Annotated in this window: 13 protein-coding genes; 10 read left to right on the forward strand and 3 right to left on the reverse strand. The window is 64.0% G+C overall.

Annotated features, from left to right (window positions below; all coding sequences use genetic code 11):
* Positions 1–4 precede the first annotated feature (4 nt).
* From rseP to lpxB, 9 genes are all read left to right on the forward strand, one after another.
* The gene (gene rseP / locus ACODSP_RS00880; protein ID WP_488963748.1) at positions 5–562 is read left to right on the forward strand and encodes an RIP metalloprotease RseP; all 558 of its coding nucleotides are present in this window, start codon (positions 5–7) and stop codon (positions 560–562) included.
* Positions 559–1,161 carry a M50 family metallopeptidase gene (locus ACODSP_RS00885; protein WP_488963749.1) on the forward strand — a complete coding sequence of 201 codons (603 nt, stop codon included), beginning with the start codon at positions 559–561 and terminating at the stop codon, positions 1,159–1,161. The genes rseP and ACODSP_RS00885 overlap by 4 nt, the downstream gene beginning before the upstream one ends.
* A 17-nt stretch (positions 1,162–1,178) precedes the next feature.
* Entirely contained in the window at positions 1,179–3,506 is a 2,328-nt protein-coding gene (bamA, locus tag ACODSP_RS00890; RefSeq protein WP_488963750.1) for an outer membrane protein assembly factor BamA, read from the forward strand.
* A 14-nt stretch (positions 3,507–3,520) separates the two neighbouring features.
* Positions 3,521–4,123 carry an OmpH/Skp family outer membrane protein gene (locus ACODSP_RS00895; RefSeq protein WP_488963751.1) on the forward strand — a complete coding sequence of 201 codons (603 nt, stop codon included), beginning with the start codon at positions 3,521–3,523 and terminating at the stop codon, positions 4,121–4,123.
* 39 nt (positions 4,124–4,162) lie between these two features.
* The gene (lpxD, locus tag ACODSP_RS00900; RefSeq protein WP_488963752.1) at positions 4,163–5,212 is read left to right on the forward strand and encodes a UDP-3-O-(3-hydroxymyristoyl)glucosamine N-acyltransferase; all 1,050 of its coding nucleotides are present in this window, start codon (positions 4,163–4,165) and stop codon (positions 5,210–5,212) included.
* Entirely contained in the window at positions 5,190–5,663 is a 474-nt protein-coding gene (gene fabZ / locus ACODSP_RS00905; RefSeq protein ID WP_054167202.1) for a 3-hydroxyacyl-ACP dehydratase FabZ, read from the forward strand. The genes lpxD and fabZ overlap by 23 nt, the downstream gene beginning before the upstream one ends.
* Before the next feature lie 123 nt (positions 5,664–5,786).
* Entirely contained in the window at positions 5,787–6,575 is a 789-nt protein-coding gene (gene lpxA, locus ACODSP_RS00910) for an acyl-ACP--UDP-N-acetylglucosamine O-acyltransferase (RefSeq protein ID WP_488963753.1), read from the forward strand.
* A 7-nt stretch (positions 6,576–6,582) separates the two neighbouring features.
* Positions 6,583–7,407: an LpxI family protein gene (locus tag ACODSP_RS00915; protein ID WP_488963754.1), complete on the forward strand. Its 825-nt coding sequence runs from the start codon at positions 6,583–6,585 to the stop codon at positions 7,405–7,407.
* A 136-nt stretch (positions 7,408–7,543) separates the two neighbouring features.
* On the forward strand, positions 7,544–8,704 hold the full coding sequence (gene lpxB, locus ACODSP_RS00920; RefSeq protein WP_488963755.1) for a lipid-A-disaccharide synthase: 1,161 nt from the start codon (positions 7,544–7,546) through the stop codon (positions 8,702–8,704).
* On the opposite strand, the gene ACODSP_RS00925 is transcribed toward lpxB, so the two are convergent.
* The gene (locus ACODSP_RS00925; protein WP_488963756.1) at positions 8,701–11,187 is read right to left on the reverse strand and encodes a sensor domain-containing protein; all 2,487 of its coding nucleotides are present in this window, start codon (positions 11,185–11,187) and stop codon (positions 8,701–8,703) included. The two genes, lpxB and ACODSP_RS00925, sit on opposite strands and share 4 nt — an antisense overlap.
* 111 nt (positions 11,188–11,298) lie before the next feature.
* Here ACODSP_RS00925 and recO point away from each other — a divergent pair, with 111 nt between their 5' ends.
* Positions 11,299–12,066, forward strand: a complete 768-nt coding sequence (gene recO, locus ACODSP_RS00930) for a DNA repair protein RecO (RefSeq protein WP_488963757.1) — start codon at positions 11,299–11,301, stop codon at positions 12,064–12,066.
* Positions 12,067–12,072: 6 nt separating this feature from the next.
* On the opposite strand, the gene ACODSP_RS00935 is transcribed toward recO, so the two are convergent.
* Both ACODSP_RS00935 and gltA read right to left on the reverse strand, forming a co-directional pair.
* On the reverse strand, positions 12,073–12,297 hold the full coding sequence (locus tag ACODSP_RS00935; RefSeq protein ID WP_488963758.1) for a hypothetical protein: 225 nt from the start codon (positions 12,295–12,297) through the stop codon (positions 12,073–12,075).
* Positions 12,290–13,618, reverse strand: a complete 1,329-nt coding sequence (gltA, locus tag ACODSP_RS00940; protein ID WP_488963759.1) for a citrate synthase — start codon at positions 13,616–13,618, stop codon at positions 12,290–12,292. Before gltA ends, ACODSP_RS00935 begins: the two co-directional genes overlap by 8 nt.
* Positions 13,619–13,648 lie beyond the last annotated feature (30 nt).

A 13,648-nucleotide genomic window follows, 5' to 3' on the forward strand; every position in this document is an offset into this window, starting at 1 on the left:
ATTGATGGAAGTCCTGGGCTTCATCTGGAATTACGGGGTGATGTTCCTTGTCGTGCTGACCATTCTGGTCTTCGTGCACGAGATGGGGCATTTCCTGGTGGCGCGCCGTAATGGCGTACGGGTGGAGGTCTTCTCCATCGGCTTTGGGCCGGAAATTTTCGGTCGTACCGACCGGCTTGGCACCCGCTGGAAGTTCAGCCTTATCCCGCTGGGCGGCTATGTGAAGATGTTCGGGGATGCGGGTGCGGCCAGCACGCCCGGCACCGGGCTTGACCGAATGACGCCGGCGCAGCGCGCCGTGTCCTTCCACCACAAGCGGGTGGGGCAGCGCATGGCCATCGTGGCGGCGGGGCCGGCGGCGAACTTCCTGTTCGCCATCCTGGCGCTGGCCTTCATGTTCATGGTCTATGGCCAGCCCTATACCCCGCCTGTGATCCGTGAGGTGTTGCCCGAGGGGGCGGCGGCGGAGGCCGGGATGAAGCCGGGCGACCGCATTATCTCCATGGATGGCCGCGACACGCCCCGGTTCGAGGATGTGCTGGGCGTCACGTCATCGTCATGAATCCGGGCCGCACCGTGTCGATGGTGGTGGAACGGGTCGAGGCGGAAGGGGCGGAGCCCAAGAGCCTTGAACTGACCGTGACGCCGCGCGCGGAGAAGATGGAAGACCGGTTCGGCAATATCCACACGATAGGCCGGCTGGGGGTGATGCGTGGTAATGATGAATATCGTCGCCAGACGCCCCTGACCGCCATCTGGGAAGCCGGCAAGGAGACGGTCCGGTTGACGGAAGGCACCCTGGACGCCGTCTGGCAGATGGCGTTGGGCATGCGCAGCACGAATGAGCTGGGCGGGCCCATCCGCATTGCACAGATGTCGGGCCAGGTGGCACAGACGGGCTTCGTGACCATGATCTGGTTCGTGGCTGTCCTTTCCATCAATCTGGGCCTGATCAACCTGTTCCCCATTCCGATGCTGGACGGGGGACATCTGCTGTATTACGCAGTGGAGGCCGTTCGCGGACGGCCTCTTGGCGAGAGGGCTCAGGAATATGGTTTCCGGGTCGGTCTGGCTTTGGTATTGACCTTGATGGTTTTCGCGACCTGGAATGACTTGGTTCAGCTCCGCGTCGTCGATTTCGTCAAGGGTGTCCTGTCTTAGCCTTTTTGGGGGAACAGTTGGTCTCGGTTTCCAGGTTCGCGCTGTGCCTGCTGCTAGGCGGCACCGCAACATCTGTCATCGCGCTGTCGACCGGCGCCATGGCCCAGGAGGCGTTTGATGGTGGCATCATTCGCGAAATCCGCGTCGAGGGGTCGCAGCGCATCGAAGGCGCCACGGTCCAGTCGTACCTGACGGTACGACCGGGCGACAGCTTCGATCCCGACAAGATCGACCAGTCGCTGAAGTCGCTTTTCGCGACCGGCCTGTTTGCGGACGTGTCGATCCGTCGCGAAGGCGGCGTGATGCTGGTGCAGGTGGTGGAAAATCCCATCATCAACCGCATCGCGTTTGAAGGGAACAAGCGCATCAAGACCGAGGATATCAATCCCGAGGTCCAGTTGCGCCCCCGCACCGTCTATACCCGCACCCGCGTGCAGAACGACGTGGAGCGCATCCAGGAACTCTATCGCCGCAAGGGCCGCTTCGCCGCGCGCATCGAGCCGAAGATCGTTCAGCTGGAACAGAACCGCGTTGACCTGATCTTCGAAATCGAAGAAGGGCAGATGACGGGCGTGCAGGCCATCAACATCGTGAACAACAATGTGTTCGACGATGATGAGCTGCGCGAGATCATGATCACCAAGGAATCGCGCTGGTGGCGGTTCCTGTCGTCCAACGACAATTACGATCCCGAGCGTCTGCGTTACGATCAGGAGCAGGTGCGCCGCTTCTATCTGCGCAACGGCTATGCCGACTTCAAGGTGCTGACCTCGGTCGCGGAACTGACGCCCGACCGCGAGGAATTCTTCATCACCATGACGGTGGATGAGGGCAAGCGCTACAAGTTCGGCAAAATCGAGATCCAGTCGGAAATCCCCGACATCGATGTGACGCCGCTCTATGAGGCCATCAACGCCTATTCCGGCGAATGGTACAATGGCGACAAGATCGAAGAGAGCATCACCGCCCTGACCAACCGGTTGGGCGACCTGCAATATGCCTTCATCGATATCGACCCGCTGCTGGAGCGCAATCAGGAAGATCAGACCATCAATCTGGTCTTCGAACTGAAGGAAAGCCCGCGCGTTTTTGTCGAGCGCATCGACATTGTCGGCAATTACAACACCTTGGACAAGGTCATCCGCCGCGAAATGCTGCTGGTGGAAGGCGATCCGTTCAGCGTGTCCAAGGTCAAGCGCTCCGAACAGCGCATCAAGGATCTGGGTTACTTCCTGGATAGCGGCGTTGAGGTGAAGACGGCGGAGGGCAGCAGCCGCGATCAGTCCGTGATCACGGTCGAGGTCGAGGAACAGCCCACCGGTGAAATTCAGCTGGGTGCCGGTTACTCCTCCACCGACGGCGCGCTGCTGGACTTCTCCATCCGTCAGCGCAACCTGCTGGGCAAGGGCCAGGACCTGCGCCTGTCCACCCTGCTGTCGAGCCGCAGCTTCGAGGTGGATCTGGGCTTTACCGAGCCCTACTTCCTGGACCGCGATCTGGCGGCTGGTGTCGATCTGTTCCGCGTGGTCCGCGACAACCGCGACACCATCTCCTACGATCTGGAATCGACCGGTGTCGTGCTGCGCGCCGGTTACCCGCTGTCGGAAAAGCTGCGGCAGCGCATCAGCTACTCGCTGGTTCAGAACAAGATCGACAATATCTATTTCGGCTCCTCCCTGTTCCTGCAGGATCAGCTGGGCACCACCATCACCTCGTCGGTGGAAAGCCAGCTGCTGTATGATGAGCGTGACAGCAAGATCGAGCCGACCAGCGGCTTCTATGGCCTGTGGTCGGTGGAATTCGCCGGTGTCGGCGGTGACACCCGCTATCTGCGTAACCGCATCACGGCCGGCCAATATTGGTCACCGTTCGAGGAAGTGGTGCTGGGCCTGACCACCGAGGCTGGTTACATCTGGGGCATGGGCAAGGACCTGCGCATCAATGACCGCTTCTTCATCGGTGGTGACACGCTGCGCGGCTTTGAGATCGGCGGTATCGGTCCCCGCAACGTGCCCGATCCGAACAATCCGGAAAACAGCGACGCGCTGGGCGGCACCATCTTCAGCCGCGCCAGCCTGGAACTGACCACCAAGCTGGGTCTGCCGGATGAGTTGGGCGTGAAGGCGCACGCCTTCTACGATGCCGGTACCCTGACGGCGGCCAAGGAAAAGCCGGGTGTCGGCGATGTGTTCCGCGACAGCAACAAGGTCCGCATGTCGGCGGGTGTCGGTGTGTCGTGGAAGTCGCCGTTCGGTCCGATCCGTCTGGATCTGGCCTATCCGATCGCCAAGGAGCCGTATGACCAGACCGAAACGCTGAAGTTCAGCTTCGGTACCCGGTTCTGACGGGGGGTCGGGCCTTGGCGCTTCGCCCCATCGCCCTGTTTCTCACCGGCCTGGCCCTTGTGGCCGGGCCGGCTGCGTCTTATGGCCAGGAGGTTGCGGTTCCGCAGACGCAGGCGTCGCAACCTGCCCGGCGGCTGCCCTATGCCCAGGTGGCGGTGGTGGATATTCCCACCATCCTGCAACAGGCCACAGCCATGCGGACCATCCAGCAGCAGCTGGATGTGCAGAAGGAACAGTTGCAGCGTGACGTGGCGCAGCAGCAGGAAGGGCTGCGGGTCGCGGAGCAGGAACTGGCCCGTCTGCGCCAGACCCTTGCCGTTGAAGAGTTCGACCGTAAACGGACGGAATTCGAAACGCAGGTGTCGGCCACCGGTCGTGCGCTGCAGGAACGTACCCGCCGCCTGGATATCGCCTTCAACCAGGCCCGCAACAGCGTGATCAACACGTTGGATCAGGTGATCGCCGAGGTGGCGAAGGAAGCCGGTGCGACGCTGGTGATCTCCCGGCAATTCATCGTCTATCAGGCGGGCGGTGCCGCCGATATCACGTCGGAAGTGCTGGAACGTCTCAATGCCCGTCTGCCGCAGGTGACGGTCAGCGTTCCGCCGCCGACATAAGGGCCGGACGGTCCCCATTTTCGCCGGAAGGAAACCCCCATGGCCGATCCCCGTTTCTTCGACCGTGCCGGCCCCTTCACGCTGGCCGACCTCGCCGCCCGTTCAGGCGCGACGGTGGCGCCCGGTGCCGATCCTGGCCTTGTGCTGACCGATGTCGCCCCGCTGGATCAGGCCGGGGAAGGGCAGTTGTCCTTCCTGGATAACCGCAAATATGTGGAGGCGTTTCAGGCCAGTCGGGCAGCGGCTTGCGTGGTGCATCCCGCCCTGGCCGACAGGGCGCCGGCGGGCATGGCCCTGCTGCTGTCCACCAAGCCCTATCGCAGCTATGCGCTGTGTGCCCAGGCCTTCTACCCGCTGCCGGCGTCCAGTGGCCTGATCTCCCCGGCGGCGCATGTTGATCCGACGGCGGTTCTGGCCGCGAATGTGGAGGTCGCCGCAGGGGCGGTGATCGAGGCGGGGGCGGAGATTGGGCCGCGCACGCGTATCGCCGCCAATGCCGTGGTCGGGCGCAATGTCCGCATCGGTGCCGACAGTGTGATCGGTGCCTGCGCCTCGCTGTCCCATTGCCTGATTGGCGACCGGGTGGTGATCTATCCCGGTGCGCGCATCGGGCAGGATGGTTTTGGCTTCGCCATGGATGTGACAGGCCATGTCCGCGTGCCGCAACTGGGCCGGGTGATCATCGAGGATGATGTGGAAGTGGGGGCCAACAGCACCATCGACCGTGGTGCCGGTCCCGATACAATCATCGGCAGGGGCACGATGATTGATAATCTGGTCCAGATCGGGCACAACGTCACGCTTGGTGCCGGCTGCGTCATTGTGGCCCAGTCCGGCATCTCGGGCAGCACGAAGTTCGATCATCATGCTGTGCTGGCGGCGCAGGCAGGGGTGGCCGGCCATCTTTCCATCGGGGCGGGGGCCCGTATCGCGGCACAAAGCGGCGTGATGCGGGATGTACCGCCCATGACGGAGGTGTTCGGCACGCCGGCGCAGCCCAAGCGGCAATATTTCCGCCAGGTCGCCATGATGGCGCGGCTGGCGCAGGGGAAAAGTGGACGGGGCGATGAGCACGACGGAAACGAATAAGGTTGCGGTGACCGACCTGGATATCAACCGGATCATGGAACTGATCCCGCACCGGTATCCGATGCTGCTGGTGGACAAGGTCAAGGACATCGTCCCCGGTGAAAGCTGCACCGGCATCAAGAATGTGACGATGAACGAGCCGCAGTTCACGGGCCACTTCCCGCAGAAGCCGGTGTTCCCCGGCGTCATGATCGTGGAAGCCATGGCCCAGACCTCGGCCATCCTGGTCATGCAGACCCTGGGACAGGAGGCGGAGGGCCGTCTCGTGTATTTCATGGGGATTGAGGAAGCGAAGTTCCGCCGCCCCATCGTTCCCGGCGACCAGATCCATATCAAGGTCCAGAAGATCCAGAACCGCCGCAACGTGTGGAAGTTCAAGGGCGAGGCCTGGGTCGACGGCAACCTCCATGCCGAGGCGACCTACACGGCCATGATCGTCATGGGTGATTGAGGTCGGTTTCCGCTCCTTTTGGTGGACACGGGGCCGACGTAATTTTGTCAAACGCCTTTGCTAAAGGCGATGGGAAGGGCGGGCGACCGCCCTTTCGCATGTCAGGAAGAAAAGGGTCGGCCCATGAGCGCCAATATCCATCCCAGTGCCATTGTCGATCCCGGTGCCCATATCGGCGCGGGGGTGGAGATCGGGCCCTTCTGCGTGGTGGGGCCGCATGTGGTGCTAGGCGATTATGTGCGCCTGATCAGCCATGTTGCCATCGATGGCCGCACGACCATTGGCGAGGGCACCATCGTCTATCCCTTCGCCTCACTGGGCCATGCGCCACAGGATTTGAAATACAAGGGCGAGCCGTCGGAACTGATCATCGGGCGCCATAACCGCATCCGTGAGAATGTCACCATGAATACCGGCACCGAGGGTGGCGGCATGGTGACCCGCGTGGGCGATGGTGGCCTGTTCATGGTCGGCGTCCATGTCGGCCATGACTGCATCGTCGGCAACAATGTGATCTTCGCCAACAATGCCACCCTGGGCGGGCATGTGGTGGTGGGCGATCATGCCGTTCTGGGCGGCCTGTCGGCGGTGCATCAGTTCGTTCGCATCGGTGCCCATGCCATGATCGGCGGCATGTCGGGGGTGGAGGCTGACGTCATCCCCTATGGTCTGGTGAAGGGCGACCGCGCCTTCCTGGCCGGGCTCAATCTGGTGGGGTTGCAGCGCCGTGGCTTTGCCAAGGAAGACATCCACGCCCTGCGCGCCGCATTCCGTCAGTTGTTCGAGGGTGAGGGCCAGATGGCCGACCGCATCGCCGCCGTGACGGCAGATGCCGGTGGCGTCCAGGCCGTGGCCGATATCCTGTCCTTCCTGGCCGACCGGGGCAGCCGCGCCCTGACACAGCCGCGCTGATCCCGATATGGCGGATCGGCTGGGCATCATCGCGGGTGGGGGCGATCTGCCACGGCAGGTGGCGGAGACCTGCCGGCGGGGTGGACGGTCGTTCTTTGTCATCGCGCTGGAAGGGCAGGGGGCGGATGCGTGGCTGATGCCCGATTTGCCCCATGCCCTATTCCGCATGGGTGCCGCCGGCGCCATCCTGGAACGGCTTCGGACGGAGGGGGTGACGGAGATTGTGCTGGCCGGCGGTGTGCGCCGTCCGTCGCTGTCCGATCTGCGCCCCGACTGGTACGCGGCCCGTTTCTTCGCGCGCCTGGGCCTGAAGGCTCTGGGCGATGATGGCTTGCTGCGGGCAGTGTCGGCATTGCTGGAGGAAGAAGGATTTCGGGTGATCGGCGTCCAGTCCCTGATCGCCGATCTGTTAATGCCGGTCGGCGTGCTGACGCAGCGGGGGCCGGACGAACAGGCTCTGGCCGATATCGCCCATGGCCTGACGGTCGCCCATGCGCTGGGTGCCGTCGATGTCGGGCAGGCGGTGGTGGTGCAGGCTGGGCTGGTGCTGGGGGTGGAAGCCATTGAAGGCACTGATGCCCTGATCGCCCGCTGTGGATTGCTGAAACGCGAAGGGGCCGCTCCCGTGCTGGTGAAACGGGCCAAGCCCGGCCAGGATCGGCGTCTGGACCTGCCGACCATTGGTCCGGATACGGTCGCCGCGTGCGTTGCCGCCGGTTTTGCCGGTATCGCGGTGGAGGCGGGGGGCACCTTGTTCGTGGGGCGGACGGACGCGGTTCGGGCCGCCGATGCGGCGGGGCTGTTCGTGACGGGCGTGGGGGCATGCGGATGATGGTGCTGGCCCTCACCCTCCCATTGACTGGCGCCAACGGGCCTCTCCCTCTCCCGCAAGCGGGCGAGGGGCAGAATTGGACATCCCTGATTGTTCGCCCCTCGCCCACGTCAGTGGGAGAGGGAGGGACCCGCCCATGACCGGCCCCCTGATCTATCTGATTGCCGGCGAACCTTCCGGCGACATCCTGGGCGCCCGGCTGATGGCGGCGTTGAAGCAGGCGACGGGTGGGCAGGTGCGCTTTGCCGGTGTCGGCGGCGACCGCATGATCGCCGAAGGTCTGGACAGCCTGTTCCCCATGGAGGAACTGACCCTGTTCGGGCTGGCTGAACTGCTGCCCAAGCTGCCGAACCTGATCCGCCGTATCGGGCAGACGGCGGGCGACATCCTGGCCCGGCGACCCGATGCCGTTGTTACCATCGATGCCCCGGATTTCTGCTTTCGAGTGCTGAAAAAGGTGCGCCGTGCCGATCCGGCCATCAAGCTGATCCATTATGTGGCCCCCACCGTCTGGGCCTGGCGGCCTGGCCGCGCGCAGAAGATCGCGCGGTTCCTGGACCATCTGCTGGTCCTGCTGCCGTTTGAGCCGCCTTATTTCGAGGCGGTGGGCCTGCCCGCCACCTTTGTTGGTCATTCGATTGTGGAGGCCGGGGTGGAGCAGGGCGATGGTGCGGCCTTCCGCGCCCGCCACGGCATTGCGGGCGACATCCCCTTGCTCTGCGTCCTGCCCGGCAGCCGGCGTAGTGAGATCAAGGTGCTGTTGCCCGACTTTGCGGCCACGCTGTCCATTCTGAAGGAACACCATCCCGGATTGAGGGTTGTCGTGCCCACCCTGGGCAAGGTGGCGGCCCCCGTGCGGGCGGCCACGGTGGCGTGGCCTGTGCCTACCATCGTGGTGGAGGGCGACACCGAGAAATATGATGCCATGGCGGCCAGCACGGCGGCACTGGCGGCTAGCGGCACGGTCGCGCTGGAACTGGCGCTGGCTCGCCTGCCCGCCGTTATTGCCTACCGTATTCATCCACTGACCTATCGGCTTTACCGCCGCCTGATCCGTGTGAAATATGCCAATCTGGTCAACATCATGCTGGACCGGATGCTGGTGCCGGAACGGTTGCAGGATGAATGCACGCCACCGAAACTGGCCGATGCCGTGTCGGTGCTGCTGACCAATCCCGACGCGCGGCGGACGCAGATCGAGGGCGTGGCACAGGTGGCGCAATGGCTGGGCCAGGGTGGTGAACAGACGCCCAGCCAGCGTGCGGCGGCGGCGGTTCTGACGGTCGCCAGGGGTTAGGGCAGGGCCGGCAGGGCCAGCAGTTTTTCCGCATCCGGTGCCGGCACGGGGCGGGAGAAGTAGTAACCCTGGCCATAGCGGCATTCCAGGCCGCGCAGGAAGGTGACCTCTGACGGGTTCTCGATCCCTTCGGCCACCACATCCAGATCCAGGCTTTTGGCCAGCAGCAGGATGATGCGGGGGATTTCCTCCCGCCGGTCGCCGTTGCCGGCCCCGCTGATGAAGGCGCGGTCGATCTTCAGGGAATTGACCGGGTAGCGGTGCAGGTAGGAGAGCGAGGAGTAGCCGGTGCCGAAATCATCCAGCGACAGGTGAACGCCCAGGCTGCGGATTTGCTGCATCATGGAAACGGCCCGGCCCGGATCATCCATCAGCAGGCTTTCCGTGATCTCCAGCTTCAGCGTGTCGGGCGCGATGCCGGTATCGGCTAAGACATGTCGGACGCATTCTACCATGTCATCATCCAGCATCTGCCGACCGGAGACATTGACGCTCATGAACAGGCCGCTGTCATGGGTCTTCTGCCAGCGCGCCAGTTGTTCCGCCGCCTCCTGCATGGCCCAGCGGCCGATCTGCAGGATCAGGCCCGTATCTTCGGCCAGCGGCACGAAATCAGCAGGCGAGATCAAGCCGCGTTCGGGATGTTGCCAACGGATCAGGGCCTCGAACCCCGCAATGGATTGGTCCGACAGGCGCACGATGGGCTGATAGAACAGGGTGAGCTGGTGCCGGTCGGTGGCCAGCCGCAGGTCAGCCTCCGTCCGCAGACGCGACATGGCGCGGGCGCGCAGAGCATCGTCGAACACTTCCACCCGGTTGCGGCCCGCCCCCTTGGCCCGGAACATGGCAAGGCTGGCATCGCGCATCATGTCGGCGGCCTGGCCATAGCCGGTGTGCGACATGGCGATGCCGCCCGATGCCGTCAGAACCAGTTCCTCACCGCTGACCAGCTTTATGGGATCGGTGATGGTGGCGGCCAGACGTTGCGCCGCCGTCATCGCCGCCTTCACATCCACGACACCATCCATCAGCACGCCGAATTCATCGGCGGAAACCCGTGCGATGGTGTCGCCGGCACGACGCTGCCCCTCCAGCCGCTTGGCCAGGATGCGCAGCACCTCGTCCCCGGCATTGGGGCCCAGGCTGTCATTGACGGTCTTGAAATGGTCCAGATCGAACAGAATGACGGCGCAGGGCGGATCATCGGGCCGGCGGCGGCGGTCAATGGTCTGGCCAATGCGGTCCATGAGCAGCGACCGGTTGGGCAGACCGGTCAGCCCATCATGGAAGGCATCGAACAGGATCTGCTGTTCGGCGCGTTTGCGGGCCGTGATGTCGGTCATGGAGCCGGCCATGCGGATGGCATCGCCCAGGGCGTCGCGGATGGCCACCCCCCGGATCAGCACCCAAAGCTCCGCCCCGCTGTCATGGCGGATACGGACTTCATGTTCCAGATGATCAAGGCGACCCGACAGGTGCAGTTCGAAGGCGGCACGCAGGCCCGGCAGATCGCTGGCATGGACCAGGGCGAACCAGTCCTCCATCGTGCCGACCCATTCGCCGCCGGGCAGGCCCAGCATGTCGGACCAGCGGGGGGAGTAGTAAACCTCCCCTTCCTGCACGCGCCAGTCCCACAGGCCGTCATTGGCGCCCTGGGCGGCCAGCGCATAGCGCTCCTCGCTGATGCGCAGCTGTTCTTCGGCCACCTTGCGGTCGGTGATGTCGGATTGGGAGCCGACAAGGCGCACCGGCTCCGCGTCCGCGTTCAGGACAGCGATCCCGCGGCACAGCATCCAGCGCCAGCCGCCCCGCCCATGCTGGATGCGGTATTCAATCTGGAAAGGTTTGCCGCCCGCCGACATCTGCGCGTCCAGTGTCGCCTGCAACCAGATCAGGTCCTCCGGATGCACGCGGTTCAGCCATTCCTCCGGCCCGTCCGCATCGTCTTCCGGCAGCAGGCCAATCAGCGCCCACCAGCGCGGTGCGTAATAGATACGGTCGGTACGCAGGTCCCAGTCGTAAAGACCGTCATTGGTGGCCGCCGCCGCCAATGCCAGACGCTCCTCACTGATACGCAGCCGGTCCTCCGCCTCCTTGCGTTCGGTAATGTCGGCGGCGGTGCCGATCAGGCGGTTGACGGTACCGTCCGGGCCGGCGATGGCCGCACCGCGGACCAGCAGCCAGGTCCAGTCGCCACGCCCATTGCTGACGCGATGTTCAATGACGAAGCACCGGCCCCCCTCGTCATGGCGTGGGCGAAGCGTTGCCTCCAGCCATTGCAAATCATCGCTATGGACACGGTCGAACCAGTGGCGGGTGCCGATATCGCCCCCGTCTGTGGGCAGGCCCAGATGGTCACGGAAACCCGGCGACAGGAACAGCGTATCGACGGTCAGGTCCCAATCCCAGACGGCCTCGCCGCTGGAAAGTCCCGCCAGCATGTAGCGCTGGGCCAGTTGGTCATCGGGCGTCGGTTGGGACAAGGGCGGATCGGCCGGCAAGGGAAAGATGTAGCTGGGAAACTCTATACCACTTTCGACCGGTGGGGCCATGCCCCTTCGCAGCCCGCCGTTATTTATACTAGACTTGGCGCCATGGACTGGAACGACCAAGCGATCCTGCTATCCGCACGCCCGTATGGGGAAACAGCGGCCCTGGCACTGGTGTTAACGCGGGAGCATGGGCGCCACGCGGGCCTTGTGCATGGGGGTCAATCGGCACGGCTGCGGGCCAGTTTGGAGCCGGGCAACCTGCTGGCCGCCGGTTGGCGGGCCCGTCTGGCGGACCAACTGGGAACTTGGTCGCTGGAACTGGAACGGGCCTATGCGGCCCCGCTTCTGGATGATCCGCTGCGACTCGCCTGTCTGGCATCGGCCTGTGCCCTGATCGATGGGCTGCTGGCCGACCGGGAGCCGCATCCCGGCCTGTTTGACGCCACGCTGGCCCTGTTCGAGGCACTGTCCAGCGAGGTCTGGGCCGAGATTTATGTGCGGTGGGAGATCGGTCTGCTGGATGAGATCGGATTCGGCCTGGACCTGTCATGCTGTGCCGTGAGCGGGCGGGCGGCTGCCGACCTGTTCGCCGGCAATGACGGCCTGTCGCATGTCAGCCCGCGCACGGGCCGTGCCGTGTCGATATCGGCAGCAGAGCCCTATAAGGACAAGCTGCTGGTGCTGCCGCCATTCCTGCTGGGCCTGTCCGATGGCGGGCCGGCGGAGGTGATGCAGGGATTGCTGCTGACGGGCCATTTCCTGGAACGCAGCGCGTTTGCCCAGCGGCATGCGGAGGTGCCGGCGGCCCGTATCCGGTTCGTTGAGCGCTATGCGCGCATGAATGGTCTGTCCGCGCCCGTTTCGCCCTGACGACAGTTACCGGAAGTAAACCGCCGACCACACCAATCCGCCAACCACGCCCAGGATCAGGGCCAGGTTCCAGGCGCGGCGCAGCCGCTTGCCCCACGGGGCGGGATTGTCATTGGCGGATGACGGGCGGCGCCACAGGAAGGGCGGGCGCGACGGAGACAGAAATGCATCACGGGCGATCCCAATGGGACCGCCCGCTTTGCCGGACTGGCTATGCTTACGCTCAGCCACGCTTCTCGACCGGGACATAGTCGCGCGGCGTTTGGCCCATATAGAGCTGACGCGGGCGACCGATCTTCTGACCGGGGTCCTCGATCATTTCCTTCCACTGGCTGATCCAGCCGACGGTGCGGGCCAGCGCGAACAGCACGGTGAACATGCTGGTCGGGAAGCCGATCGCCTTCAGGATGATGCCGGAATAGAAATCGACGTTCGGGTACAGCTTCTTCTCGATAAAGTACGGATCGGACAGGGCAATCCGCTCCAGCTCCACCGCGATATCCAGCAGCGGATCATCCTTGATCCCCAGCTCGGCCAGCACTTCCTTACAGGTCTGCTGCATCACCTTGGCGCGCGGGTCATAGTTCTTGTAGACCCGGTGGCCGAAGCCCATCAGACGGAAATTGTCGTTCTTGTCCTTGGCGCGGGCAATGAATTCCGGAATGCGATCAACGGTCTTGATCTCTTCCAGCATCTTCAGCACGGCCTCGTTCGCACCGCCATGGGCGGGGCCCCACAGGCTGGCGATACCGGCAGCGATACAGGCGAACGGGTTGGCGCCCGACGAACCGGCCAGACGGACGGTGGAGGTGGACGCGTTCTGCTCGTGATCGGCGTGCAGGATGAAGATCTTGTCCATCGCCTTGGCGATGACCGGGTTCACCTTGTACGGCTCACAGGGCACGCCGAACGTCATGTACAGGAAGTTTTCCGCGTAACCCAGATCGTTGCGCGGGTACATGAAGGGCTGGCCGACGGAGTACTTGTAGGCCATGGCGGCGATGGTCGGCAGCTTCGCGATCAGGCGATGCGAGGCGATCATGCGCTGCTTGGGATCGTTAATGTCGGTGCTGTCATGATAGAAGGCCGACAGGGCGCCGACGACGCCGCACATCACGGCCATCGGGTGCGCGTCGCGGCGGAAGCCGCGATAGAACTGCGTCAGCTGTTCATGCACCATGGTGTGGCGGGTGATGGTGGCTTCGAATTCCTTCTTCTGCGCGGCGTTGGGCAGCTCGCCATGCAGCAGCAGATAGCAGACTTCCATGAAGTCCGAGCTTTCGGCCAACTGGTCAATCGGGTAACCGCGGTGCAGCAGCACACCCTCGTCGCCATCGATATAGGTGATGGCCGAGTCGCAGGAGGCGGTCGACGTGAAGCCGGGATCGTAGGTGAAGCAGCCGGTGGCGCCATAGAGCTTTCGGATGTCGATGACATCCGGCCCCGTCGAGCCCTTCAGGATAGGCAAGTCAATCTTCTTGCCGGTCCGGTTATCGATCAGGGTCACCGTCTCGGCGGTTCCATCGCCCGCCGTCTGGGTTGTCTGGCTCATGTCGGCACGTCCTCAAGGGTTTCGTTAGGG

The organism is Niveispirillum sp. FG156, from assembly GCF_057809555.1.